Here is a 25,715-nt window from a genome sequence, read left to right as displayed (position 1 = left end):
TCAGCATTCCCACTCGGAACGGCTGAACAGATAACCTTTGCCCCACACGGTCTTGATCTTGCGCGCTTCGCCAGCGTGGTCGTCGAACTTGCGGCGCAGCTTGGAAATCGCCACGTCCACCGAGCGGTCGGTGCCGTTGAATTCGATACCGCGCAGACGTTGCAGGATCTGGTCGCGGCTCAACACTTCGCCGGCGTGGCGGGCGAGGACCACGAGCAGGTTGTATTCGCCGCTGGACAGTTCGACCGGTTGATCGCGCCAGGTCACGGTGCGTTCAGACAGGTCGATGCACAGATTGCCCATGAGGATGCGGTCATTGGCGGTCAACGGTTCGCCGAGGCTGCTGCGGCGCAACAAGGTACGCACTCGCGCCAGCAACACCCGTGGCTCGCACGGTTTGGTCACGTAATCGTCAGCGCCCATTTCCAGGCCCAGCACCTGATCGTGGCTGTCGTCGCGGGCGGTGAGCATCAGGATCGGCAGCGTCGCCGAATCGGCGCGCAGCAAACGGCAGACTTGCAGGCCATCGAGGCCCGGCAGCATGAGGTCGAGGATCACCAGATCCGGCGGATTGACCCGCGCCCGTTCACGCACATGGTCGCCACGGCCGATCACGCTGACGGAATAACCGTTGCGCTCCAGGTAGCTGGAAATCAGTTCGGCGAGGGCGGTGTCGTCTTCGACCAGGAGGATGTTGGGCATGGGGTGATCCAGAAAGTGCTGTGGCGACGGATAAGGCCCATTCGCGAGCAGGCTCGCTCCCACACTTGGAATGCGATCCCATGTGGGAGCGAGCCTGCTCGCGAAAGCTATCTATCTGTCGCAATAAATTTCAAGACCTGAAGGATATACGCCCCCGCCCGTCCCTGAGTAAAACCCTTACACAATTTCACACAGCGCCTACAAAGCTTCACCGCTAATCTCGGCGTCTGCCCGTAGGATGCGGACATCAATATTGGGGGTTGTACATGTCGAACAAACTGCTGGCCGGGCTCGGCCTGATCGCGATGGCGCTGACGCTGAGCGCCTGTGATTCGTCCTCGAAGGCAGAGGATCAGACGCCACCGGCCACGGTGCGCATCGAGACGATCGAAGCGCACCCCCTGACGATCAGCAGCGAACTCAGCGGCCGCATCGCCGCGCCACGGATTGCCGAAGTGCGCGCACGGGTGGCCGGTGTGGTGTTGCAGCGCACTTTCCGCGAAGGCAGTGACGTGAAAAAGGGCGATGTGCTGTTCCGCATCGACCCGGCGCCGTTCAAGGCTGACCTCGACAGCGCCGAAGCCGCCCTGCGCAAGGCCGAAGCCAATGCGTTTCAAGCGAAACTGCAGGAGCAACGTTACGCGCAGTTGATCGACGACAAGGCCATCAGCGCTCAGGACTATGACAACGCCCGTGCGAACGCCCGGCAGACCGCCGCTGACGTTGCGGCCAACAAGGCTGCCGTCGAACGGGCAAAACTGAACCTCGGTTACGCCACCGTCACCGCGCCGATATCCGGCCGTGTCGGTCGTGCACTGGTGACCGAAGGCGCACTGGTCGGGCAGAACGAAACCACGCCTCTGGCACTGATTCAGCAACTCAACCCGATTCACGCAGACCTCACTCAGTCGACCCGTGAACTCAATGAATTGCGCCGCGCGTTCCGCTCCGGGCAGTTGCAGGAAGTCGGCCAGGATCAGGTCAAAGCCACGCTGATTCAGGATGACGGCAGCCTGTATCCGCTGCCGGGCAAATTGCTCTTCAGCGACATCACTGTCGACCCGGGCACTGGCCAGATCATCCTGCGCAGCGAATTCCCCAACCCGGATCTCGACTTGCTGCCGGGCAGTTTCATTCGCGTGCGTCTGGAGCAGGCCACCATCCAGAACGGCATCACCGTGCCGCAACGCGCCGTACAGCGTGACAGCGCCGGCATTGCTCAGGTGCTGACCGTCGACGAGCAAATGCGCGTCGCCGAACAACCGGTGCAACTCGGTGCAGTGCAGAACAATCGCTGGATCGTTACCGGCGGCCTCAAGCCCGGCGACCGTATCGTCATCGAAGGCCTGCAACACGCCCGTCCCGGCGAAACCGTGCAGATCGACGACACCCCTCTTCCACTTGCCCAGACCTCTGGTCAGTAAGCAGGACGCTTTTCTATGCCGCAGTTCTTTATCGACCGCCCGGTGTTTGCCTGGGTCGTCGCGCTGTTCATCCTGTTGGCCGGTGCGCTGGCCATCCCGCAGTTGCCGGTGGCGCAATACCCCGATGTCGCCCCGCCGCAGATCGAAATCTACGCTGTGTACCCGGGCGCCTCGGCGCAGACCGTCGATGAAAGCGTGGTCAGCCTGATCGAGGAAGAGCTCAACGGCGCCGATCACCTGCTGTACTTCGAATCGCAAAGCAGCCTCGGCAGCGCGACGATCAAAGCCACGTTCCAGCCGGGCACCAACCCGGAACTGGCGCAGGTCGACGTGCAAAACCGCCTCAAGGTGGTCGAGTCGCGCTTGCCGCAAGCGGTCAATCAGCAAGGTTTGCAGGTGGAAAAAGTCTCGTCCGGCTTCCTGTTGCTGATCACCCTGACGTCCAGTGACGGCAAGCTCGATGACGTGGCGCTCAGTGATTATCTGGCGCGTAACGTGATGAACGAGATCAAGCGTCTGGATGGCGTCGGCAAGGCGCAGTTGTATGGCGCCGAGCGGGCCATGCGCATCTGGATCGATCCGCAGAAGCTGATCGCGTTCAACCTGACACCGGCTGACGTCAATGAAGCCATTGTGGCGCAGAACGCCCAGGTGTCCGCCGGCAGCATCGGCGACCTGCCGAATCCGTCCAACCAGGAAATCACCGCGACCATTCTGGTGAAGGGTCAGTTGTCGACGCCGCAAGAGTTCGCCGACATTGTCCTCAAGGCCAATCGCGACGGCTCCACCGTGCGCATCGGCGATGTCGCACGCGTGGAAATCGGCAGTCAGGAATACCAGTTCGGCACGCGTCTCAACGGCAAGCCGTCCACTGCGGTCGGCGTTCAACTGTCGCCGGGGGCCAACGCGCTGAACACCGCGACGCTGGTGCGGGCGAAGATGGATGAGCTGGCGCGCTACTTCCCGGCAGGCGTGGAATACAAGATCCCGTACGACACTTCGCCGTTCGTCAAAGTCTCGATCACCAAAGTCGTGTACACCTTGGGCGAAGCGATGCTGCTGGTGTTCGCGGTGATGTTCCTGTTCCTGCAGAACGTGCGCTACACGCTGATCCCGACACTGGTGGTACCGGTGGCATTGATGGGCACCTTCGCGACCATGCTGGCGCTGGGTTTCTCGATCAACGTGCTGACCATGTTCGGCATGGTGCTGGCCATCGGTATTCTGGTGGACGACGCCATCGTGGTGGTGGAGAACGTCGAACGGATCATGGCCACCGAGGGCCTGTCGCCCAAGGAAGCCACGCGCAAAGCCATGACGCAGATCACCGGCGCGATCATCGGCATCACGCTGGTGCTGGTCGCGGTGTTCATTCCGATGGCGTTCATGCAGGGTTCGGTCGGGGTGATTTACCAGCAGTTCTCGCTGTCGATGGCGACGTCGATTCTGTTCTCGGCGTTCCTTGCCCTGACCCTGACGCCGGCATTGTGCGCGACGCTGCTCAAGCCGATCGCCAAGGGTGAGCATCATGAAAAGTCCGGGTTCTTCGGCTGGTTCAACCGCCGCTTCGAGCACCTCACCGATCGTTACCAAGGCTGGGTCGGCTATGCGCTGAAACGCAGTGGCCGTTATCTGCTGATCTACGTGGTGCTGCTGGTCGGGCTGGGCCTGTGCTTCGCGCGTCTGCCCTCCTCGTTCCTGCCAGTGGAAGATCAGGGTTACACCATCACTGACATTCAACTGCCGCCCGGTGCGACCAAGAATCGTACCGTGGCAGTGGCTGAACAGCTTGAGGCGCATAACGCCGGCGAGCCGGGGATCAGCGACAGTGTGGTGATTCTCGGTTTCAGCTTCTCCGGCAGCGGCCAGAACGCAGCCTTGGCGTTCTCGACGCTGAAGGATTGGTCGCAGCGCAGCAGTGATGATTCCGCCAGCTCGATTGCCGATCGCGCCAACATCGCGCTGAGCGAGATCAAGGACGCCATGGCGTTCTCGGTGTTGCCTCCGCCCGTGGATGGCCTCGGTACGTCGAGCGGCTTCGAGTTCCGTTTGCAGGATCGCGGCGGCCTCGGCCATGCGATTTTGATGCAGGCGCGTACTGAGTTGCTGGCTGCCGCCGAGAAAAGTCCGGTGCTGATGAACGTGCGCGAAAGCGCACTGGCCGAAGCGCCGCAAGTGCAATTGATCGTTGACCGTAAACAAGCGAACGCCTTGGGCGTGTCGTTTGCCGACATTGGCAACGTGCTGTCCACTGCCGTCGGTTCCAGCTACATCAACGACTTCCCCAATCAGGGGCGCATGCAGCGCGTTGTCGTGCAAGCCGAAGGTGATCAACGCAGCCAGGTCGCCGATCTGCTGAAAATGCACGTGCGCAACAACGCCGGGCATATGGTGCCGCTGTCAGCGTTCGTGCAGGCCAACTGGATTCAGGGCCCGGCGCAATTGACCCGTTACAACGGCTATCCGGCGATCGCGATTTCCGGCGAACCGTCACCGGGGCACAGTACCGGTGAGGCCATGGCGGAAATCGAACGTCTGGTGGCGCAGGGGCCGAAAGGCCTGGGTCAGGAATGGACAGGGCTGTCGTTGCAGGAACGCTTGTCCGGTAATCAGGCACCGATCCTGCTCGGTCTGTCGTTGCTGGTGGTGTTCCTGTGTCTGGCGGCGCTGTACGAGAGCTGGTCGATTCCGACCTCGGTGTTGCTGGTGGTGCCACTGGGTGTGCTCGGCGCGGTGCTTGCCGTGACGCTGCGCGGGATGCCCAACGATGTGTTCTTCAAGGTCGGCCTGATCACCATCATCGGGCTGTCGGCGAAGAACGCGATCCTGATCATCGAGTTCGCCAAGAGCCTGTATGACGAAGGTCACGACCTGATCGATGCAACGTTGCAGGCCGCGCGGTTGCGTCTGCGGCCGATCGTGATGACTTCGCTGGCGTTCATTCTCGGCGTGGTGCCGTTGGCCATTGCCACTGGTGCCAGCTCGGCAAGCCAGCAAGCGATCGGCACCGGCGTGATTGGCGGGATGATCACTGCGACGCTGGCCGTCATCTTCGTACCTGTCTTCTTCGTCGTCGTCATGAAGCTCGTACAACGCTTCACCAAATCCCACTGATCCAAACTGTAGGAGCGAGCCTGCTCGCGAAAGCGTCGGTACATTCAACGTTGATGTTGACTGACCGGAAGCATTCGCGAGCAGGCTCGCTCCCACAGGGATTCTGCAAACATCCAGCGCTGTGGTCACACCTGCCATCGCTGGGCTAAGGTGTCTGAACCACCCTGGCCCATCGAGTCCCCATGCGCTTCCTCGCCCGCACCCACCCTCGCCTGTCTGCTGCCGCCCTCCTCGGCCTTGCCACCGGTCTCCTGGTCCCCGCCGATTCCATCGTCAGCAAAATCCTCATTGGCTGGAACGCCGGTGTCTGGACTTATCTGATCCTGATGTTCTGGCTGACCGTGCGCGCCAAGGCCCCGGACGTCAAACGCATCGCTGAAGTCGAAGACGAAAATGCCGGGCTGGTGCTGTTCGTGGTGTGCATCGCCGCGCTGGCGAGTTTGGCGACCATCACCTTCGAGCTGGCTGGCAGCAAGGACCTGGAAACCACGCGCAAACTGCTGCACTACGGTTTTACCGCCCTCACGGTAATCGGTTCGTGGCTGCTGATCGGGGTGATTTTCTGTGTGCACTACGCCAGGTTGTATTACACCTGGGATGGCAAGGAACCGGCGCTGCGCTTCGCCGAAGGGCTGACCACCCCCAATTATTGGGACTTCTTGTACTTCTCGTTCACCATCGGCGTGGCCGTACAGACTGCAGATGTCGGCGTGGCCACCCGCGATATCCGCAAAATCGTATTGGCGCAATCGTTGATCGGATTCGTGTTCAACACCGCGATTCTGGGATTTTCGATCAATATCGCCGCGGGTTTGTTCGGCTGACGCCACCCCGCCCGTCGGCAGCCCGTTGATGGCAGGTAATCATTTACTTGACGGAAGATTTGTTTTTGGTGTTTCCTGAAACCGGTTTCAGCGCTGCATTCAGACGTTGAGCCTATAAATCCAATAACAAGGTTTCAGACCGTGAACGACTTCTCCGCCGCCCAGCGCAGCCGCGTGACCATGCTTGATGTCGCCGAACGCGCCGGGGTGTCCAAAGCCAGCGTCTCGCGCTTCATCGGCGATGATCGCGCCCTGCTCTCCGATGCCATTGCCTTGCGCATCGAACAGGCCATCAGCGAACTCGGCTACCGCCCCAACCAGATGGCTCGCGGTCTGAAACGCGGGCGCACACGCCTGATCGGCATGCTGGTGGCCGATATCCGTAACCCTTATTCGATTGCCGTGATGCACGGGGTGGAAACCGCTTGCCGTGCGCACGGCTATAGCCTGGTGGTGTGCAACACCGACCGCGATGACGAGCAGGAACGCCAGCACCTGGCGCTGTTGCGCTCGTACAACATCGAAGGGTTGATCGTGAACACGCTGGGCCATCACCGTGATGAACTGCATGAGCTGCGTCGCGAGATGCCGCTGGTGCTGGTGGATCGCAAAGTCGACGGGCTGGACAGCGACATGGTCGGGCTGCACAACCCGCAAGCGGTGCAGATGGCGCTCGCGCATCTGGAGCAGCGTGGTTATCGGGATCTGGTGCTGGTGACTGAACCGTATGACGGCACCAGTTCGCGGATTGAGCGGGTCAGCAGTTTTCAGGCACAGATTGCGCAGCGCTCGGGGTTGACCGGGGCGGTGCTGGAAACCGGAGATGATCTGAACGCGCAACTTCAAACCTTTTTAAACACACCCGGTAATGGTCCGAAAGCGCTGTTTTGCGCCAATGGAGTAGCGGCGCTGGCTGCGACGACTGCGTTACGCCAAATGGGTTGCCGATTGTTCGAGGACGTCGGGCTGATCGCCTTGGATGATCTGGATTGGTATCCGCTGGTGGGCAGCGGGATTACCGCGCTGGCTCAGCCGACGCAGGAGATAGGCGCGCGGGCGTTTGAGTGTTTGCTCAAGCGCTTGCGTGGGGATGATGATGAGGTGGCGCGGGTGGTGGATTTTGCGCCGGTGCTGGTTGAGCGTGGGTCGACCCTGGGGATTAGCGTTGTTTGAGCTGACGCTATCGCGAGCAGGCTCACTCCTACATTTGGAATGCGTTCCCCTGTAGGAGTGAGCCTGCTCGCGATAGCGCCCGAGAGAACAACACAGAAACACCTGATATTTTTTTGAACAAAAATGAAACCGGTTTCAGAGGTCAATAACAATGAACAAACCCGCCGTTTCCATCAGTCTGTCCAGCTACGGCGCCGAGCTTGTGCGCCAGCGCGGTCAAGGATCCTTCATCGATGTGCTGGCCACCGCCGGCGCCAATCGCATCGAATGGCGCGAAGAATTGCTGACCCGTGAAGACCCTGCGCAACTGGCTCAAGCCACCCAGGCGCAGGGCTTGCTAAGCATCTATTCCTCACCGACCGAACTGTGGCTGGCCGGTCAGGCACAACCCAATCCAGAACTGATCACCGCCCTGCAACAGGCCGAAGCCTTTGGTTCGAAATGGCTGAAAGTGTCGCTGGGCTATTTCACCGACACCAACGATCTGCAAGCCCTGGCCGAACGCTTGCAGCACAGTCCGGTGCAGTTGCTGGTGGAAAACGACCAGACCTTGCATGGCGGGCGCATCGAACCGTTTCAGCGTTTCTTCGCCGCGGTTGAGCAGCACAATCTGCCGATCAAAATGACTTTCGACATCGGCAACTGGCAGTGGCAGGACCAGTCCGCCGCCAGCGCCGCGCGCTTGCTTGGCCGGCATGTCGGTTATGTCCACTGTAAAGCCGTGGCCCGTCGCGCCGACGGCAAACTGGTGGCGGTGCCGCCAGCGGTCAGTGACTTGCATCTGTGGGAACAACTGTTGCGGCACATGGCCCAAGGCGTTATGCGCGCCGCCGAATACCCGTTGCAGGGCGAAGATCTGGTGCAACTGACCAGCGAGCATGTCGCCGCCCTCGCCCGCCTCGGCCAATCCCGCCTGGAGCCTGCTCATGTCTGAGATCGATATTCTTTCGTTCGGCGAAACCATGGCGATGCTGGTCGCCGAGCAGACCGGTGATCTGGCCTCGGTCGAGCACTTCCACAAACGTATTGCCGGAGCGGACAGTAATGTCGCGATCGGACTATCGCGGCTGGGTTTCAACGTCGCGTGGCTGAGCCGGGTCGGCAATGATTCGCTCGGGCGTTTTGTGGTCGAGACCTTGATCAAGGAAGGTCTGGATTGCAGTCACGTCGACGTCGATAAACAGCACCCGACCGGTTTCCAGTTCAAATCGCGCAATGACGATGGCAGCGACCCGCAGGTCGAGTATTTCCGTCGCGGTTCGGCGGCCAGTCATCTGTCGCCGCAGTCGATCAACGCCAGCCTGCTCAGCGCGCGGCATCTGCACGCCACCGGCATTCCTCCGGCGTTGTCCGCCTCGGCGCGGGAGATGTCTTTCGAACTCATGACCCGTATGCGCAACGCCGGGCGCAGCGTGTCGTTCGACCCCAATCTGCGCCCGAGCCTGTGGGCCAGTGAAGACGAAATGATCCGCGAGATCAACCGCCTCGCCGGCCTTGCCCATTGGGTGCTGCCGGGGCTGAGTGAAGGTCGTTTGCTCACCGGTTTCGAAGACCCGGCCGACATTGCCGCGTTTTATCTCGATCAGGGCGCTGAGGCGGTGGCGATCAAGCTTGGGCCGCAAGGCGCTTATTACCGCACGCACCTGGATCAGGGTTTTGTCGCCGGCGTGCCGGTGGCCAATGTCGTCGATACGGTCGGTGCCGGTGATGGCTTCGCGGTGGGGATGATCAGTGCCCTGCTGGAGCACCAGAGTTTTGCCGAGGCGGTGCAGCGCGCGAACTGGATTGGCAGTCGGGCGGTTCAGAGTCGCGGGGATATGGAAGGGTTGCCTACCCGCCAGGAGTTATCGGTTGAGTTTCAGGCCGCCTTCGCGAGCAGGCTCGCTCCCACAGGGGTTATGTGAGCTCAGAAAATCCACTGTAGGAGCGAGCCTGCTCGCGAAGAGGCCCGCCTAGTCACTGCAAATAATTGAACCTGCTGCGACAAAAACAACAAGCTCAGGAGCAACACCCATGAAAACCGTAACCCTCGCCACCCGCCGCTGGTGGTACATCATGCCCATCGTGTTCATCACCTACAGCCTGGCGTATCTCGATCGCGCCAACTACGGCTTCGCCGCCGCCTCCGGGATGGCCGCCGACCTGATGATCACTCCAGGCCTGTCATCGCTGCTCGGTGCGCTGTTCTTCCTCGGTTACTTCTTCTTCCAGGTACCGGGTGCGATCTACGCGCAAAAACACAGCGTGAAGAAGCTGATTTTTGTCAGCCTGATTCTCTGGGGCGGTCTCGCCACGTTGACCGGCGTGGTCTCCAACGCCTATTGGCTGATCGTCATCCGCTTCATGCTCGGCGTGGTTGAAGCGGCCGTAATGCCGGCAATGTTGGTCTATCTGTGCCACTGGTTCACCCGTGCCGAACGCTCGCGGGCCAACACTTTTCTGATCCTCGGCAACCCGGTGACGATGCTGTGGATGTCGGTGGTTTCGGGGTATCTGGTGCAGCATTTCAGCTGGCGCTGGATGTTCATCATCGAAGGTTTGCCGGCGGTGTTGTGGGCATTTATCTGGTGGCGTCTGGCTGATGATCGTCCGGCGCAGGCCAAGTGGCTCAGCGACCAGGAAAAACAGGATCTGGAAAGCGCACTGGCCGCCGAACAGGTCGGCATCAAAGCGGTGAAAAACTACGCCGAGGCGTTCCGTTCGCCGAAAGTGATCATTCTCGCGCTGCAGTTTTTCTGCTGGAGCATCGGCGTCTACGGCTTCGTGCTGTGGCTGCCGTCGATTCTCAAGGCTGGCGCGCAAATGGACATGATCGAGGCCGGCTGGCTGTCGGCGCTGCCGTATCTAGCGGCCGTGATCGGCATGCTTTTGGTGTCGTGGGGTTCGGACAAGTTGCAGAAGCGCAAACGCTTTGTCTGGCCGCCGCTGCTGATCGCTTCCATCGCGTTTTACGGTTCTTACGCATTGGGCGCTGAACATTTCTGGTGGTCGTACACGCTGCTGGTGATTGCCGGCGCCTGCATGTACGCGCCCTACGGGCCGTTTTTTGCCATCGTCCCGGAAATTCTCCCGGCCAACGTTGCCGGTGGCGCGATGGCACTGATCAACAGCATGGGCGCACTCGGCTCGTTCGGCGGCTCGTATCTGGTCGGTTATTTGAACAGCTCCACCGGTTCGCCCGGCGCGTCGTATCTGCTGATGAGCGGCGCGTTGCTGCTGTCGGTGGTGCTGACGATTTTTCTCAAGCCCGGCGCCAGTGATCGCGTCGTTGCCAAAGCCGTTGCCACGCGTGCCGTGCCAGCGCATTCCTGAAGAGACTTTTGCCATGAAAAAACAGGTCGTGTTGTACAAGAAACTTTCGCCCGCGCTGATGGCGCGTCTGCAAGAACAGTGCGAAGTGACGCTGATCAATAGCCTCGACGCCGACGGCCTCATGCAACTGCGCGATGCCCTGCCCCGTGCCCACGGCTTGCTCGGCGCCAGCCTGAAGCTCGATGCCGCGCTGCTCGATCTGGCGCCGCAACTCGAAGCCATCGCCAGCGTCTCAGTCGGCGTCGATAACTACGACATCGATTACCTGAGTCAGCGCAAGATCTTGCTGAGCAACACCCCGGACGTGCTCACCGAAACCACCGCAGACACCGGTTTCGCCCTGATTCTCGCCGCCGCGCGGCGTGTGGTCGAACTGGCGAACATGGTGCGCAGCGGCCAATGGAGTCGCAATATCGGCCCGGCGCATTTCGGCACCGATGTGCATGGCAAGACGCTGGGGATTATCGGCATGGGCCGTATCGGCGAGGCGTTGGCGCAGCGTGGGCATTTCGGTTTCGGCATGCCGGTGCTCTATCACAGCCAGTCGCGCAAACCGGCGGTCGAGGCGCGTTTCGATGCGCACTATCGCAGCCTTGAAGACTTGCTCAAGCAGGCCGATTTCATTTGCCTGACCTTGCCGCTGACGGCGCAGACCGAAGGCTTGATCGGCGCCGAGCAGTTCGCGCTGATGCGCCCGGAAAGCATCTTCATCAATATCTCGCGGGGCAAGGTGGTCGATGAGGCGGCGATGATCGATGCGCTGCGTCATCAGCGGATTCGGGCGGCGGGACTGGATGTGTTTGAGCGTGAACCGTTGCAGCATGACTCGCCGTTGTTGCAGCTTAGTAATGTGGTGGCGACGCCGCACATGGGTTCGGCGACGCATGAGACGCGCGAGGCGATGGCGCGCTGTGCGGTGGAGAATCTGTTGACGGCGTTGAGTGGGGAGAAACCGGCGAATCTGGTGAATCCATTGGCTTGGCAGGGCTGAGATTTTATTGCCTGTTAAATAGCTATCGCGAGCAGGCTCACTCCTACAAGGGTCCGGGTGAACACTGAGTTTGTGTACACCTCAAATCATTGTAGGAGTGAGCCTGCTCGCGATGAGGCCAGTAACGGCGCTGCAAAACCATCAGGCACTGCGCGCTTGTAACAACTGCGCCGCACACAACGCAATCCGTGCACAAGCATCCGCCAGTTTCACCCGATCCAACACCAAACCAATCCTGATATGCCCCGCCGCACTCGGCCCGAACGCCTCACCGGCGAGGACCGAAACCCCATAGCCCTCCAGCAACTGCTCGGCAAACGCCTGAGCGCCCAAACCGGTTTGGCGCACATCGACCATCACAAACATGCCGCCGCCGGGGCGAATCGGGTACAGCCCCGGACAACCATTCAAACGCTCGCAGACCAGATCCCGGCGCAGGCGATATTCCTCGCGCATCTGCGTCACTTCCGGCAGGTCTGACTGCAACGCAATCTCTGCGGCCTTCTGGACAAAGTCCGGCAGGCCGAACAACATGCTCAGCGACAAATTGACCAAATGCTCGGCCAGCGATTTCGGCCCGATCATCCAGCCAATGCGCCAGCCGGTCATGGCGTGGGATTTCGACAGGCTGTTGATCGTCGCAGTGCGCTCAGCCATGCCCGGCAGACTCGCCGGACTGACGTGCTGCCCCTCGTACAGCAAGTCGCTGTAGACCTCGTCGCTGATCAGCCACAAGTCATGCCGTACGCATAACGCCGCCAGCTCCTGCCAGATCAGCAGTGACAGACTCGCGCCGCTGGGATTGTTCGGACTGTTCAACAGCATGGCGCGGGTTTTCGGCGTAATGCGCGCAGCGACATCGACCGGGTCGACGCGAAAGCCGTTTTCCGGGCGCACCGGCACCGGCACCACCGTCGCGCCGCAAGCGCCAAACACGCCTTCGTAGGTGACATACATCGGTTCGGCAACAATCACTTCATCGCCCGGATCCAGCAAGCATTGCGCCACTGAATACACCGCGCATTGCGCGCCGGGCATGACGATCACATGGTCAGCATCGACTGTTTGACCGCTGCGCCGACGATGGCGTTCGGCAATCAGCGTGCGCAGCGCCAAACGGCCACGCACATCGGAATAATGGGTATCGCCGGCCAACAAGCTGTCGATCGCGCCGTGGACAATTGGCAGAGGTGTGTCGAAATCCGGATCGCCGATGCTCAGCAGCAGGATATCGACACCCTCGGCGCGCAACTCCAGCGCTCGGTCGTGAATCTGCCAGGCGGCGGCTCCTTCTCCGGCGATTCGTTGGGTCAAGGCTGAATAGCGCATGTACGTCTCCTGATTGCGCGGTCTCCAGCCTTCACCGTATCTCAAATCACGAAACGCGCCAGCCGTTTTATCCGCAAGATGGATTTGAAGAGAAACTTCGTACTGTGCTCGATTTCCGGTCGGACGCCTACCTGTCAGAGTTGACAGTAGACCAATTTCAAGAACGCCCCCTAAATTAGCCTGCGGAAACATTTGCAGGTCTTTCTTATCGAAACAACGGAGCGTTAAACAATGACAAATCTTAATAAAGAAATTCTCGAACTGGCCCCACCGGAAATCCCCGCCGCGTTAGTAAACTTCCCTGGCAGTCAAATTAACTTGTTGCCATTGAGCGCGTTGGCAGCATCCCTGCAAATAGTGATTCAGAAATGGGCGGATTCAGATCATCCAGTTAGCGTACCCGTAAAATTGACGCTGCTTTTAAACGGGACCAGAGTGGAAGAAGTTTCTTTCACGACGCCTATTGATCCAGGGCTTTTTCCATTTTCAGTCTATATCCTCGAGCAATACCTGCAACAGGAAGGCGTACACGAGGTTTCATACATAGTGAATACAGCAGGGAATCCAGCGCCGTCAGAGAACACGCCTTTTACGATCGATAAAACAGCTCCAAATTTCGGCAATCCTGGAGAAATCGTACAGTTTCCGCCAGAGGTCATCCGTAACGGGATTACACAGAAGTATCTAGACGAAAACGATGATGAAGTTCTGGGAATCATTCCCCGCTATCTGCTGCAACGAGCCTGCGACATTATCGAATTTCACTATGGCTCATTTACGAATAGTCCTGTCATCATTACAACGGTGCATGACTCGAACTCACCTACTGTTATTAAACTGAGTGGCGAGATTATCCGTGCGCATGGCTCCGGCAATAAACTTGCTTTTTACAGAACCAAGGATCGCGCAGGAAATTACGGTCCGTTCTCAGCCTTCGTGAGTATTCATGTACACCTTCCTTGAAACAGCGATTTGTCAAAACGGGCTGAAGCAATAATCTGTTTCAGCCCACTTCAGACAATTCCATTTTTCTCAAATCACGAAACGCGCCACCATCGCGTTCAAATCCACCGCCAGACGCGACAGTTCGTGGGTTGCGGCGCTGGTCTGGTTAGCCCCGGCGGCCGATTGCGTGGCCAGATCGCGGATGTTGACCAGGTTGCGGTCGACCTCGCGCGAGACTTGCGCCTGTTCTTCCGAGGCGCTGGCAATCACCAGGTTGCGCTCGTTGATCTGGTGGATCGACTGGGTGATCTGCTCCAGCGCCACGCCGGCCGCACGGGCCATTTCCAGGGTAGTTTGGGTGCGCTGGTTGCTTTGCTGCATCGACGAAACCGCTTCGCCGGTGCCGTTCTGGATACCGGCGACCATTTTTTCGATTTCCTGAGTCGACTGCGCGGTGCGATGGGCCAGTGCCCGCACTTCGTCTGCGACCACGGCAAAACCACGTCCGGCTTCACCGGCGCGGGCGGCTTCGATCGCTGCGTTGAGCGCCAGCAGGTTGGTCTGTTCGGCGATGGCGCGGATCACGTCGAGGACTTTGCCGATGTCGCGGCCCTGCGCGGCGAGGCCTTCGATCATGTGCGCGGTGTTCTGCACGTCGTGGGTCATGGTCTGGATCGCGTCGACGGTTTTCACCACTTGGTCGCGACCTTCGCGGGCGGCGTGGGTCGACTGGTTCGAGGCTTCGGAGGTCGACACGGCGTTGCGCGCGACCTCTTCGACGGCGGCGGTCATCTCGTTGACGGCGGTGGCGGCTTGTTCGATTTCATTGTTCTGCTGCTGCAGGCCACGGGAGGCTTCTTCGGTCACCGCGCTGAGTTCTTCGGCAGCAGCGCCCAGTTGCGTGGCGGAACCGGCAATCTGCTCGATGGTTTTGCGCAGGTTGGTCTGCATGGTGGCGAGCGCCTGCAGCAACTGCGTCGCTTCATCCTTGCCATCGATTTCGATGACTTTGGTGAGGTTGCCGTCAGCAATGGTTTGCGCGGCCTGCACTGCACGGTTCAGCGGCGTGACGATGCTGCGCGTCAGCAGCCAGGCCAGCAACACGGTGGCCAGCGCTGCAAATACCGACACGATGATAATGCCGGTAATCGCGCTGTCGTAATGTTCGCCGGCCTGACTGGAAGCGGCTTTCGCGTCAGCCGCGTTGATCGCAATGAGTTTGTTGAGCTGCTCGCCCATCTGATCGGTGCCGTCCTTGATTCGCGTGTTGATCAGAGTGCGCATTTCATCGACTTTGTCCTGGCGCGACAGGTCCATCATCTGATTTTGCGCTTGCAAGTAGTTGTCGAGCGTCGTCGCGAAAGCCTGATACAAGGCACGCTCATCGGCCTCTGCAGGCAGCGCGGCATAACTCGCCTGAGCACCGCGTACCTTGTCCACCAGCACGCCAATGCGTGTTTGCGCCTCTTGCAGACCCGCAGGGTCGCGGTTGACCAGAATCCGGAACGACAGAATCCGCAGGCGCAGAACGTTTTCGGTTACCACGCCAAGGTACGTAACGCTTGGCAGTTGGTTGGTATCCATGTCTATGGAGGCCTGACGGATGGTGGTCATGCGATTGACGGCGAACACGCCGAGCACGATCACCAGCAAGGCGATAAAGGCAAAACCGAGGAAGGCACGGGGCGCGATATTGAGGTTACGCAGGGACATAGTTGAGCTCTCGAAAGATAGAAACTACGAGCGTCCATGCGTCATCACTGGCCCGTGGGGGCGGGCTCAGTCCGGCGTCACTGTTTTAGGAAGTTATCTGCGCGCCTGTTAGCTGTATCGGCCAGGCTTTAGGAAGATTGCGGGTCAAGCGCAATTATTTTTCAGGGTGTTACAAGATTGAAACACCCTGTGGACCTGTTTCACACGTTGTGTTTCGCCATCTGCCAGACGCGGGCAATGTCGGTCGCGCGTTCGCGCAACAATCGCGGAGCCTCGGCGCAGGCCTGCTCCAGCGTCATCGGCCCGCTGGTCACGGCAAATGCCGCATCGATGCCGTGATCGTAGAGTGCCTGGTAACCCTCACCCAATGTCCCGGCAATGACAATCACCGGCACATCGTGTTGCTTGGCAATCCGCGCGACGCCGAACGGCGTCTTGCCGCGCAAGGTCTGGGCATCGAATCGCCCTTCCCCGGTGATTACCAGGTCGGCGCCTTTAACGGCTTCGGCGAGGCCGACCAGTTCGGCAACCACTTCAACCCCGGCTTGAAATTGTGCTCCAAGGAATGCCTTGGCCGCGAACCCCAAACCACCCGCCGCGCCGCTGCCCGGTTCGTCACGAACGTCTTTGCCCAACGCTCGCGCGCAGAGTTCGGCGAAGTGCCCCAACGCCTGATCGAGTTGCTGCACCTGCGCCGGCGAGGCGCCTTTTTGCGGACCGAAAATCGCCGAGGCACCGTGCGGGCCGCACAGCGGGTTGTTCACATCAGCAGCGATATCGAAGCGCACCTGCGCCAGACGCGGGTCGAGTTCACTCAGGTCCAGCTGCGCCAGTTGCGCCAACGCCAGACCGCCGGGCACCAGCGATTGATGCTGCGCATCGAGCAACTTCACGCCCAACGCCTGCATCGCTCCGGCGCCACCATCGTTGGTCGCACTGCCGCCAATCGCCAGAATGACCCGTTGCGCGCCGGCATCCAGCGCTGCGCGAATCAATTCACCGGTACCGAAGGTGCTGCTGATGCAGGCATCGCGTTGGCTGAGCGGCACCAATTGCAGGCCGCTGGCCTCGGCCATTTCGATGATTGCCGTGTGGTTGTGTGGCAACCAGCCCCACGCCGCGTCGACCGACGCGCCCAACGGGCCACGCACACGAGTGCGGCGAAGTTCGCCTTCGCACGCGGCGAGGATCGACTCGACCGTGCCTTCGCCGCCGTCGGCCATCGGGCATTTGACCATCGTTGCCTGCGGCCAGACCTGAGCGAGGCCGAGGGCAATGGCTTCGGCGACGCCTTGGGCACTGAGGCTGTCCTTGAACGAGTCGGGGGCGATGACGATCTTCATGGGAATTCTCCGGTTGCAATGCCCTTCATGCTGCCAGTCGGCCTGCGTATTGACGCCTGTCCGCTGCACAAGTGGCGGGGGCGTTTATTGTTCATTTTCACAAAAGGCTCTGCGGTGAATGTACCGCCGCCATCGCGAGCAGGCTCACTCCTACAGGGGAATGCATTCCAAATGTAGGAGTGAGCCTGCTCGCGATGGCGTCTTTGAAGGCGCCCAATCAATTCGGATCAGTCTGCGGCAGCAACTGCACCCCCAGATACAGCGCCAACATCCCATCCAGCCTGAGCGGATCAACCCCACTCAACTCGGCAATCCGCTCCATCCGATACCGCAAACTGTTGCGATGAATCCCCAACGCATCGGCACAGGCCTGACTCTGGCCATCGTGCTCGCACCAACTGCGCAGCGTCGCCAGCAATTGGCCGTTGCCGTCCTTGGCGATCACTTTGCGCAGCGGCTTGAGCAATTCGTCCAGTGCGTCGTCATTGCGGTGCCGCCACAACATCACCGGCAACCGATAGCGGTTCAACGTCAGCAGCCGTGAGTTCGGCAACACTTCCCGGCCATAGGCGAGCAAATCACCGACGCGCCGATAACAACGGCGCAACCCCACCAGTCCATCGGCCTGCCCGCCCACGGCGATGCGCAGAATCTTCCAGCCCAGGCCATCGAGTTTTTCCAGCAGGCGATCATGCTCGACCTGCTGACTCGCCGGCCGACACCACAGCAGTGACGACTTCGCCGAACTCACGCACCAGCTATCGGGATAACGCGAGATCAGCCAGGCACTCAGCGCCTCGACGGTTTGCCCCGGCCCATGTTCAAGTCCCAGCTCAAACAGATACGGCACCCGCGTCAATTGCGGTTTAAGCCCAAGTTGCTGCGCCTCATCGACCAGACGCGGCGAGTCCCCTGCCTCGCTCAACAGCAATGCCAGCAAATCATCACAACGCTGGCGACGCCATTGCTGCTCGGCCTGCTGATTGCGCTGGCCGACGAGCATTTCGGCGGTCATGCGCACCAGTTCGGCGTAAGTGCGCAACTGCTCCGGTTCGCCGGTAATGCCGAGCACACCGATCAAGCGCTGATCGAGCAACAGCGGCAGGTTGATCCCCGGTTGCACGCCTTTCAAATGCACAGCGGTCTGCGCGTCGATCTCCACCACGCGCCCATTGGCCAACACCAGTTGCGCACCTTCGTGGCGGGTGTTGATGCGCTCCGGTTCACCGCTGCCGAGGATCAGCCCCTGGCTGTCCATGACGTTGACGTTGTAGGGCAAAATGGCCATGGCCCGGTCGACGATGTCCTGGGCGAGGTCGTGATCGAGTTCAAACATGATGGGCAAGATCCTTGAATAACGCGGCAGTCGGTTGTTCACCCGCACAGGGTCTGGCGGCAAACCCTGTGCTCAGGCACAAAGACAATCCGGCCAAAGGTGACCGAGACTCTCGGGGCGATCAACGTTACCCTTTGCATCGCAAAAAATCATAATAAAGAGAGAGCCGCTATGTCGCAGAGCGCCGCAGCTACCCAGACCATCGATGACGATAAAAACGCCGTCTACAAACGCATCACCCTGCGTTTGATCCCCTTCATTTTCATCTGCTACTTGTTCAACTACCTCGACCGGGTCAACGTTGGATTTGCCAAACTGCAGATGCTCGATGCACTGAAATTCAGCGAAACCGTGTACGGCCTCGGTGCCGGTATCTTCTTCATCGGCTACGTGCTGTGCGGCGTGCCGAGCAACCTGGCCCTGACCAAATTCGGCCCACGGCGCTGGATCGCCGTGATGATGATCACCTGGGGTACGTTGTCGACCTGCCTGCTGTTCGTCACCACCCCGACCGAGTTCTACACCCTGCGCCTGTTCACCGGTGCGGCCGAAGCCGGGTTCTTCCCGGGCGTCGTGCTGTACCTCTCGCAGTGGTTCCCGACCTTCCGCCGTGGCCGGATCATGGCGTTGTTCATGTCGGCGATCCCGGTTTCCGGATTGCTCGGCAGCCCGTTCTCTGGCTGGATTCTCAATCACTTCGCCGCGGGCCAGGGTGGTTTGGCCGGCTGGCAGTGGATGTTTCTACTGCAAGGCATTCCGACGGTGATCCTCGGTGCCCTTGCCTATTTCCTCCTGAGCGACAGTTTCGCCAACGCCAAATGGCTGAGCCCGCATGAGCGTGCGGTGCTTGAGGCGGATCAGGCTGAAGACCTGGCGAACAAACCGAAAACCACCTCCGACTCGCTGCTGGCGGTGTTCAAGAACCCGGCGATCTGGGCGTTCGGCCTGATCTATTTCTGCATCCAGAGCGGTGTATACGCGATCAACTTCTGGCTGCCGTCGATCATCAAGAACCTTGGCTTTAGCGATAACCTGGTGATCGGTTGGCTGAGTGCGATTCCGTATCTGCTGGCAGCTGTGTTCATGCTGGTAGTCGGGCGCTCGGCGGACTTGCGCAAGGAGCGCCGCTGGCACTTGGTGGTGCCGATGCTGATGGGCGCGATCGGTCTGGTGATCGCGGTGAATTTCGCGGCTAACCCGGCGATTGCGATTCTCGGTCTGACCATTGCCACGATGGGCGCGTTGACGGGTCTGCCGATGTTCTGGCCGGTGCCGACGGCGATGTTGAGTGCCGGTGCTGCGGCCGGTGGGCTGGCGTTGATCAACTCGATGGGGCAGATGGCTGGGTTCCTTAGCCCGTACCTGGTGGGTTGGGTCAAGGACAGCACGGGGTCGACGGATGCGGCGTTGTATCTGCTGGCGGGGGTGATTGTTGGCGGGAGTTTGCTGGCGTTGCGCATGACGCGGACGTTGCGGGTTTGAGTTTTTGATGCACAGGAGAACGGCCCTTTTCAGGGTCGTTTTTTATTGGGGGTTCGGCTTGGGTTTTGTGGTGTCCTGTAGATTTTTTCCCCCTCACCCCAGCCCTCTCCCCCAAGGGGGCGAGGGGGAAAGGGAGCCGATTGCCGTGTTTTTCAAGATTTGAGTTCGACTCGGGAGAAGGGAACCGATTTTGGTGTTCTTCAAGACTTGAGCTCGACTCGGTATTGCACGTCGGCGTACCTCTTTCAAACACCTCGGTCGGTCCCCTCTCCCTCCGGGAGAGGGTTAGGGTGAGGGCTGTGTTTAGCCAATAATTCACTTTGCCGCATTGCACGGTTCTGGTATTTGATTAACCCTTTCCCACCGACAAAAGGATTTCGGCATGAGCTTTCGCACACTCGGTCACTCGGGCTTGCAGGTGTCCACCCTCACCCTCGGCACGATGATGTTTGGCGAGCAGACCAGCGCAGATGATTCGCTGCGCATCATCAACAAGGCCTGGGATCAGGGGATCAATTTCATCGACACCGCCGACGTCTACACCAACGGCCGTTCCGAAGAGATCGTCGGTGAAGCGATTGCCCGTCATCGGCATGAGTGGGTGCTGGCGACCAAGGTCGGTTTCGGCCCGGTGGACGATGTGCCGAACCGCAGCGGGCTGAGCCGCAAGCATATCTTCAATGGCATCGATGCCAGCCTGACCCGGCTCGGTACTGACTATCTCGACATCTATTACCTGCACCGCGAAGACCACAACACGCCGCTGGAAGTGAGCGTGTCGGCGATTGGCGATCTGATTCGTCAGGGCAAGATTCGCTACTGGGGCTTGTCGAACTATCGCGGCTGGCGGATTGCCGAGGTGATTCGCATCGCCGACAACCTTGGCGTTGATCGCCCGGTGATCAGTCAGCCGTTGTACAACATCGTCAACCGTCAGGCCGAGACCGAACAGATTACGGCGGCGCAAACCTATGGCCTTGGCGTGGTGCCTTACAGTCCGCTGGCCCGTGGCGTGCTCAGTGGCAAGTACGCGCCGGACGCGACACCTGACGCCAACAGCCGCGCCGGGCGTCAGGACAAGCGCATTCTGGAAACCGAATGGCGCGTGGAATCGCTGCGCATTGCCCAGCAGATTCAGCAATACACCGAGCAGCGCGGCGTCGGGATAGTTGAGTTTGCGATTGCCTGGGTGTTGAACAACAGTGCCGTGACGTCGGCGATTGTCGGACCGCGCACTGAGGCGCAATGGGATGCCTACAGCAAAGCGCAGACGGTGAAGATCACGGCGGAGGATGAAGTGTTTATCGACTCGCTGGTGACACCGGGGCATTCATCGACACCGGGGTTCAATGATGTAAGCCATTTTGTGTCTGGGCGTAAACCGCGTTCGGCTTGAGATCCCTGCCCTCACCCTAGCCCTCTCCCAGAGGGAGAGGGAGCCGATTGGGGGATATTGAGGCTACGCTTTTGCCTGAAACTTTCGTAGTGAATCCATAATCGACTCGATATTTCACGTCGCTGAATATCGTGAAGCATCCCAGGTCAGTCCCCTCTCCCTCAGGGCGGTCCGACGTTTCGGGAGGGTTAGGGTGAGGGGCTTGTGTGGGGAATATTGATCACTCGGCCAATATTCAGCACAAAAACCACGTATCCTTCGCGCCCCGTTTGACCATCAACCCGCGAGGACAGCTTGTCTAAAGGTATCGCTCTATCGGTTTCAGCCTCGGTGCTGTTTGCCGTCATGTATTACTACACTTCGCTGCTCACACCGTTGAGTGGCGTAGAGATTTTCGGCTGGCGGATGCTGCTGACCGTGCCGTGCATGACCGTGTTCATGCTGGTGTCCGGAGAATGGCGGCGGGTGCTGGAGTTGATTCGCGTGGTTGCGGCAAAGCCAAAACTGATCGCCGGGCTGACCGTCTCGGCCGCCCTGCTCGGTGTGCAGCTATGGTTGTTCATGTGGGCGCCGCTCAACGGCTACAGCCTCGACGTCTCCCTGGGCTATTTCCTTCTGCCGCTGGCGATGGTCCTGACCGGGCGGATTGTCTACGGCGAGAGCCTGTCGTACCTGCAAAAGGTTGCGGTGTTCTTCGCCACTTTGGGGGTGTTGAACGAGCTGTATCAGGTTGGCGGATTTTCCTGGGCGACACTGGTGGTCGTGGTTGGCTACCCGTTGTACTTCGTGCTGCGCAAATACCTGAAGACTGACAATCTGGGCGGCTTGTGGGTCGACATGACGCTGATGCTGCCCGTCGCCTGGTGGTTTGTGCAGGGTGGCGAGCAAGGTTTCGGCGTGTTCGATCAGTACCCGGGGTTGCTGTGGCTGATTCCGTTGCTCGGCCTGATCAGTGCGTCGGCGTTGGTGGTGTACATCATTGCCAGCCGTTTGCTGCCGTTCAGTCTGTTTGGCTTGTTGAGTTATGTTGAGCCGGTGTTGCTGCTCGGTGTGGCGTTGTTGCTCGGTGAGAGCATCAAGTCCGGGGAGTGGCTGACGTACATTCCGATCTGGCTGGCGGTTGTGGTGCTGGTCTTCGAAGGCTTCAAGCACCTGATGCGGCAACGCCGCCCCTGACTGCAACTACGAAAATGTGGGAGCGAGCCTGCTCGCGAATGCGATCTTTCACTCAACATCGTTGCTGATTGAACGGACGTATTCGCGAGCAGGCTCGCTCCCACAGGTTTTGTATGAAGCAAAAAAATCCCGGCTCTGCATCGCTGCAGGCCGGGATTTTTTCATTTCAGTTGCGGATTACTCGGTAGCGAGCACACCACGACGCACCTGATCACGCTCGATCGATTCGAACAGGGCCTTGAAGTTGCCCTCGCCGAAACCATCATCGCCTTTGCGCTGGATGAATTCGAAGAACACCGGGCCCATCAGGGTTTCCGAGAAGATCTGCAGCAGCAGACGCTTGTCGCCCTGTTCCGAGGCGCCGTCGAGCAGGATGCCGCGCGATTGCAGCTGATCAACCGGCTCGCCGTGGTTCGGCAGACGGCCTTCGAGCATTTCGTAGTAGGTGTCCGGCGGCGCGGTCATGAAGCGCATGCCGATCTTCTTCAGTTGATCCCAGGTCTTGATCAGGTCGTCGGTGAGGAACGCGACGTGCTGGATGCCCTCGCCGTTGAACTGCATCAGGAACTCTTCGATCTGGCCCGCGCCTTTGGACGACTCTTCGTTCAACGGGATGCGGATCATGCCGTCCGGTGCGGTCATCGCTTTCGAGGTCAGGCCGGTGTATTCGCCCTTGATATCGAAGTAACGGATCTCGCGGAAGTTGAACAGCTTCTCGTAGAAGTTCGCCCAGTAGGCCATGCGACCGCGATACACGTTGTGCGTCAGGTGGTCGATGATCTTCAGGCCGGCACCGACCGGGTTGCGATCAACGCCTTCGATAAACACGAAGTCGATGTCGTAGATCGAGCTGCCTTCGCCGAAACGGTCGATCAGGTACAGCGGCGCGCCGCCAATGCCTTTGATCGCCGGCAGGTTCAGCTCCATCGGGCCGGTTTCGATGTGGATCGGCTGGGCGCCGAGTTCCAGTGCGCGGTTGTAGGCTTTTTGCGAATCCTTGACGCGGAACGCCATGCCGCAAACGGACGGACCGTGCTCGGCGGCGAAGTACGACGCGACGCTGTTGGGTTCGTTGTTGAGGATCAGATTGATCGCACCCTGACGATACAGGTGCACGTTCTTGGAGCGGTGGGTCGCGACTTTGGTGAAGCCCATGATCTCGAAGATCGGCTCCAGGGTGCCCGGCACCGGCGATGCGAGCTCGATGAATTCAAAGCCCATCAGGCCCATTGGGTTTTCGTATAAATCTGCCATGGTGGCGCCTCATCATTTCTTATCAATTAACCAGGGTTATTTGTCAGTCATGGGAGGTCGGTGGGTGGCGCGCAGGAGATGCCACGCACACTGCGGGCGAGGAAGTCACCGTAGATCAGTTGAAACCCGAATATCTTCATTGTCGACCCAAGGCTCTTGCGGGCGAGGCTTCTGCTGCCAGAAGACGATTATTATTGTATGCGTAACCCGATTCTACACAGCGTAAATAGGCTTGTCTGCCCTCCCTATAAAATCCGCTTTTTTGCGCCCGCTGCAAGGGGTTTGTTGCACAGGTAGATGCCGCCCAGGATCAGCGCACCGCCCAGACACATGGTCGGCGTCAGTTGCTCGCCCAGCAGCAGCGCGCCAAGGATGACCGCCGTCAACGGGTTCAAAGCGATAAACACGCCGCTACGCGTCGCGCCGATTTTACGAATGCCATCGTAATAGCCGATGTAGGCCAGCGCCGAGCCGAGGACGCCGAGGTAGATCAGGCTCAGCCATTGCGGCAGGCCGAGGTTATCCAGCGCCTGCCAGCTCAGCTCGCCGCGTACGGCCGCCAGAATCCACAACATCAGCGTGCCGATCAGGATCGAGTACGTCACGGTCTGCACCGGCCCCAGTGTTTGATTCAATTCACGGGAAAACAACGAGTAAACACCCCAACCCAACACACAGCCGAGAATCAACAGATCACCGATCCATGCATCCGGCGTTGCAGCCAGTAATTGCGGATTGCGACTGACAATTACCAGACCGGCGCCGGCAATACAGGTGGCGATACCGGCGGTTTTCATCCGGCCCAGGCGTTCCTTGAACAACCACCATGAGGCCAAGCCGATCACCGCCGGATTTAACGCGACGATCAACGAGGCGCGCGAGGCGTTGATGTAGTGCAGACCGTAAAAGAAGCACAGGTTGTAGAAGAAAATTCCGAAGAACCCCAACAGCAGCAGTTGCAGCCATTGCCGTGGGCTCGGCCGCACCAAGGGGATCCGCGCCAGCCACAAAAAGCCGAGCAACGCCGCACTGGCGAGCAGGAAGCGCAGGCTGGCGGCGAACATCGGACTCAGGCTGCCGGCCAGGAAACGTCCGGCGACAAAGGTCCCGCCCCAGATCATGGTCACCACCGCCAGTGTCAGGTAAACGGGGATATCCGACGATGTTGTGTACAGCGGCTCGACGTTGCGCATAACGCTCCAGACCTAAGAACTTGAGGATTGCCGTATCATTCACCTCATTCCCCATCATCGTAAAATGAGCAAACACTCATGACCCTCACGCAACTGGAGATTTTCTCGCTGGTCGCCGAACTGCGCGGTTTCACCCTCGCGGCCCATCGGCTGGGGATTTCGCAGTCGGCGGTGTCCCACGCAATGAAGTCGCTGGAGCAGGAACTGGGTGTTGAACTGCTGCGTCGACATCAGTCGCCAGTGGAACTCAGCGATATCGGCGAGCAATTGTTGCTGCGCGCCCGCGCCATGCTCGGTCTGGCCAACACTTTGCGCCAGGAGGCCGCCGATGCTCGCGGGATGAAAAGCGGCACCTTGCGCATCGGCTCGTTCGGGCCAACCTCGTCGATCAAACTGCTGCCCAATATCCTGCGACGCTATCGAGAAGCGCATCCGGGCATCGAAGTGCACATCGATGAAGGCCCGGATCGACAAGTGACGCAATGGCTGGAGGAGCGGCGGATCGACATCGGTTTTGTGGTGTTGCCCGAAGAGCGCTTCGACACGTTTGCCCTGATCGAAGACCAGATGGTTGCCCTGCTCCCAGTGAGCCATCCGCTGACAGCACGGTCGGCGTTGAGCCTCAAGGACTTGTGCGACACCCCTTTCGTGCTCACTGAGGCCGGCTCTTCTGAACTGGTGTCGCGGCTGTTCATGGCCGCGCGCTTGCAACCGAACATTCGCTATCGCTGCTCGCAACTGCTCAGCACTCTCGACACGGTCAGCCGTGGCGATGCCATCACGATTGTTGCCGAAGGGTCTTTGCCGGACGGCGGCTCACCTCGTTACGTGAAGAAGCCGTTGTTGCCCGCCGTGCAGCGTGAGATTGGACTTGCCGTCCTCGATCAGCGCCAAGCCACCCCCGCCACTCTGGCGTTTATCGAATTGGCGACGCGGATGACGTATTGATGACCGGCGCAAGCGCCTTCTGCCATCTATCCTCCCCTCTGACTGATGTGTTTTTCAGCG

At 59.7% G+C, this 25,715-nt stretch carries 20 protein-coding genes; 13 read left to right on the top strand and 7 right to left on the bottom strand.

The window, feature by feature from the left end; all coding sequences use genetic code 11:
• Positions 1-702: a response regulator transcription factor gene (locus VY732_RS13550; RefSeq protein WP_007912171.1), complete on the bottom strand. Its 702-nt coding sequence runs from the start codon at positions 700-702 to the stop codon at positions 1-3.
• A gap of 266 nt (positions 703-968) precedes the next feature.
• On the opposite strand from VY732_RS13550, the gene VY732_RS13545 reads away from it, so the two are divergent.
• The 8 genes from VY732_RS13545 (at position 969) to VY732_RS13510 (ending at position 11,540) form a co-directional block, all read left to right on the top strand.
• Complete coding sequence (locus tag VY732_RS13545; protein WP_331695670.1) at positions 969-2,126, top strand: efflux RND transporter periplasmic adaptor subunit; 1,158 nt, start codon at positions 969-971, stop codon at positions 2,124-2,126.
• Between the two features lie 15 nt (positions 2,127-2,141).
• Positions 2,142-5,240 carry an efflux RND transporter permease subunit gene (locus VY732_RS13540; protein WP_331695669.1) on the top strand — a complete coding sequence of 1,033 codons (3,099 nt, stop codon included), beginning with the start codon at positions 2,142-2,144 and terminating at the stop codon, positions 5,238-5,240.
• 182 nt (positions 5,241-5,422) lie between these two features.
• A complete protein-coding gene (locus VY732_RS13535) occupies positions 5,423-6,064 on the top strand; it encodes a DUF1345 domain-containing protein (RefSeq protein ID WP_095113319.1) in 642 nt (213 codons plus the stop codon).
• 141 nt (positions 6,065-6,205) lie between these two features.
• Positions 6,206-7,237: a LacI family DNA-binding transcriptional regulator gene (locus VY732_RS13530; protein WP_331695668.1), complete on the top strand. Its 1,032-nt coding sequence runs from the start codon at positions 6,206-6,208 to the stop codon at positions 7,235-7,237.
• Between the two features lie 151 nt (positions 7,238-7,388).
• Complete coding sequence (locus VY732_RS13525; RefSeq protein ID WP_077573080.1) at positions 7,389-8,171, top strand: sugar phosphate isomerase/epimerase family protein; 783 nt, start codon at positions 7,389-7,391, stop codon at positions 8,169-8,171.
• Positions 8,164-9,141 carry a sugar kinase gene (locus VY732_RS13520; protein ID WP_331695667.1) on the top strand — a complete coding sequence of 326 codons (978 nt, stop codon included), beginning with the start codon at positions 8,164-8,166 and terminating at the stop codon, positions 9,139-9,141. Before VY732_RS13525 ends, VY732_RS13520 begins: the two co-directional genes overlap by 8 nt.
• Before the next feature lie 109 nt (positions 9,142-9,250).
• Positions 9,251-10,549: an MFS transporter gene (locus tag VY732_RS13515; protein ID WP_331695666.1), complete on the top strand. Its 1,299-nt coding sequence runs from the start codon at positions 9,251-9,253 to the stop codon at positions 10,547-10,549.
• Positions 10,550-10,562: 13 nt separating this feature from the next.
• Positions 10,563-11,540, top strand: coding sequence for a 2-hydroxyacid dehydrogenase (locus VY732_RS13510; protein ID WP_331695665.1), 978 nt, complete (start codon positions 10,563-10,565; stop codon positions 11,538-11,540).
• A 141-nt stretch (positions 11,541-11,681) separates the two neighbouring features.
• On the opposite strand, the gene VY732_RS13505 is transcribed toward VY732_RS13510, so the two are convergent.
• Positions 11,682-12,869, bottom strand: a complete 1,188-nt coding sequence (locus VY732_RS13505; protein ID WP_331695664.1) for a pyridoxal phosphate-dependent aminotransferase — start codon at positions 12,867-12,869, stop codon at positions 11,682-11,684.
• A gap of 231 nt (positions 12,870-13,100) precedes the next feature.
• On the opposite strand from VY732_RS13505, the gene VY732_RS13500 reads away from it, so the two are divergent.
• A complete protein-coding gene (locus VY732_RS13500) occupies positions 13,101-13,832 on the top strand; it encodes a hypothetical protein (protein ID WP_331695663.1) in 732 nt (243 codons plus the stop codon).
• Between the two features lie 69 nt (positions 13,833-13,901).
• On the opposite strand, the gene VY732_RS13495 is transcribed toward VY732_RS13500, so the two are convergent.
• The 3 genes from VY732_RS13495 to VY732_RS13485 all read right to left on the bottom strand — a co-directional run bounded on the left by VY732_RS13495 (position 13,902) and on the right by VY732_RS13485 (position 18,206).
• Positions 13,902-15,527, bottom strand: a complete 1,626-nt coding sequence (locus tag VY732_RS13495) for a methyl-accepting chemotaxis protein (protein WP_331695662.1) — start codon at positions 15,525-15,527, stop codon at positions 13,902-13,904.
• 200 nt (positions 15,528-15,727) lie between these two features.
• Positions 15,728-16,870 (bottom strand): glycerate kinase, encoded by a 1,143-nt coding sequence (locus VY732_RS13490; protein ID WP_116028975.1) that lies wholly within the window; start codon positions 16,868-16,870, stop codon positions 15,728-15,730.
• A 217-nt stretch (positions 16,871-17,087) separates the two neighbouring features.
• Entirely contained in the window at positions 17,088-18,206 is a 1,119-nt protein-coding gene (locus tag VY732_RS13485) for a sugar diacid recognition domain-containing protein (RefSeq protein ID WP_077573087.1), read from the bottom strand.
• Positions 18,207-18,377: 171 nt separating this feature from the next.
• On the opposite strand from VY732_RS13485, the gene VY732_RS13480 reads away from it, so the two are divergent.
• The 3 genes from VY732_RS13480 to rarD all read left to right on the top strand — a co-directional run bounded on the left by VY732_RS13480 (position 18,378) and on the right by rarD (position 22,260).
• Positions 18,378-19,688 carry an MFS transporter gene (locus VY732_RS13480; protein WP_331695661.1) on the top strand — a complete coding sequence of 437 codons (1,311 nt, stop codon included), beginning with the start codon at positions 18,378-18,380 and terminating at the stop codon, positions 19,686-19,688.
• Between the two features lie 382 nt (positions 19,689-20,070).
• Positions 20,071-21,084: an aldo/keto reductase gene (locus tag VY732_RS13475; protein WP_331695660.1), complete on the top strand. Its 1,014-nt coding sequence runs from the start codon at positions 20,071-20,073 to the stop codon at positions 21,082-21,084.
• A gap of 294 nt (positions 21,085-21,378) precedes the next feature.
• The gene (gene rarD, locus VY732_RS13470) at positions 21,379-22,260 is read left to right on the top strand and encodes an EamA family transporter RarD (RefSeq protein ID WP_331695659.1); all 882 of its coding nucleotides are present in this window, start codon (positions 21,379-21,381) and stop codon (positions 22,258-22,260) included.
• A gap of 177 nt (positions 22,261-22,437) precedes the next feature.
• Here rarD and hppD read toward each other — a convergent pair whose 3' ends face one another.
• Both hppD and VY732_RS13460 read right to left on the bottom strand, forming a co-directional pair.
• Entirely contained in the window at positions 22,438-23,514 is a 1,077-nt protein-coding gene (gene hppD / locus VY732_RS13465; RefSeq protein WP_007912211.1) for a 4-hydroxyphenylpyruvate dioxygenase, read from the bottom strand.
• Positions 23,515-23,759: 245 nt separating this feature from the next.
• On the bottom strand, positions 23,760-24,707 hold the full coding sequence (locus VY732_RS13460) for a DMT family transporter (RefSeq protein ID WP_331695658.1): 948 nt from the start codon (positions 24,705-24,707) through the stop codon (positions 23,760-23,762).
• Between the two features lie 78 nt (positions 24,708-24,785).
• Between VY732_RS13460 and VY732_RS13455 the strand changes: the two genes are divergently transcribed.
• On the top strand, positions 24,786-25,655 hold the full coding sequence (locus VY732_RS13455; RefSeq protein ID WP_331695657.1) for a LysR family transcriptional regulator: 870 nt from the start codon (positions 24,786-24,788) through the stop codon (positions 25,653-25,655).
• Positions 25,656-25,715 lie beyond the last annotated feature (60 nt).

This window comes from Pseudomonas sp. ZY71 (assembly GCF_036542145.1).
Classification (GTDB): Bacteria; Pseudomonadota; Gammaproteobacteria; order Pseudomonadales; family Pseudomonadaceae; genus Aquipseudomonas; species Aquipseudomonas koreensis_A.
This window is presented reverse-complemented; position numbering and strand designations above follow the sequence as displayed.

Coding starts and splice junctions, on each gene's coding strand:
- VY732_RS13540 (WP_331695669.1), top strand. CDS start 2,142: ATGCCGCAGTTCTTTATCGACCGCCCGGTGTTTGCCTGGGTCGTCGCG.
- VY732_RS13460 (WP_331695658.1), bottom strand. CDS start 24,707: ATGCGCAACGTCGAGCCGCTGTACACAACATCGTCGGATATCCCCGTT.
- VY732_RS13550 (WP_007912171.1), bottom strand. CDS start 702: ATGCCCAACATCCTCCTGGTCGAAGACGACACCGCCCTCGCCGAACTG.
- VY732_RS13455 (WP_331695657.1), top strand. CDS start 24,786: ATGACCCTCACGCAACTGGAGATTTTCTCGCTGGTCGCCGAACTGCGC.
- VY732_RS13475 (WP_331695660.1), top strand. CDS start 20,071: ATGAGCTTTCGCACACTCGGTCACTCGGGCTTGCAGGTGTCCACCCTC.
- VY732_RS13515 (WP_331695666.1), top strand. CDS start 9,251: ATGAAAACCGTAACCCTCGCCACCCGCCGCTGGTGGTACATCATGCCC.
- VY732_RS13485 (WP_077573087.1), bottom strand. CDS start 18,206: ATGTTTGAACTCGATCACGACCTCGCCCAGGACATCGTCGACCGGGCC.
- VY732_RS13510 (WP_331695665.1), top strand. CDS start 10,563: ATGAAAAAACAGGTCGTGTTGTACAAGAAACTTTCGCCCGCGCTGATG.
- VY732_RS13495 (WP_331695662.1), bottom strand. CDS start 15,527: ATGTCCCTGCGTAACCTCAATATCGCGCCCCGTGCCTTCCTCGGTTTT.
- VY732_RS13545 (WP_331695670.1), top strand. CDS start 969: ATGTCGAACAAACTGCTGGCCGGGCTCGGCCTGATCGCGATGGCGCTG.
- VY732_RS13525 (WP_077573080.1), top strand. CDS start 7,389: ATGAACAAACCCGCCGTTTCCATCAGTCTGTCCAGCTACGGCGCCGAG.
- VY732_RS13480 (WP_331695661.1), top strand. CDS start 18,378: ATGTCGCAGAGCGCCGCAGCTACCCAGACCATCGATGACGATAAAAAC.
- VY732_RS13490 (WP_116028975.1), bottom strand. CDS start 16,870: ATGAAGATCGTCATCGCCCCCGACTCGTTCAAGGACAGCCTCAGTGCC.
- VY732_RS13535 (WP_095113319.1), top strand. CDS start 5,423: ATGCGCTTCCTCGCCCGCACCCACCCTCGCCTGTCTGCTGCCGCCCTC.
- VY732_RS13520 (WP_331695667.1), top strand. CDS start 8,164: ATGTCTGAGATCGATATTCTTTCGTTCGGCGAAACCATGGCGATGCTG.
- VY732_RS13505 (WP_331695664.1), bottom strand. CDS start 12,869: ATGCGCTATTCAGCCTTGACCCAACGAATCGCCGGAGAAGGAGCCGCC.
- hppD (WP_007912211.1), bottom strand. CDS start 23,514: ATGGCAGATTTATACGAAAACCCAATGGGCCTGATGGGCTTTGAATTC.
- VY732_RS13500 (WP_331695663.1), top strand. CDS start 13,101: ATGACAAATCTTAATAAAGAAATTCTCGAACTGGCCCCACCGGAAATC.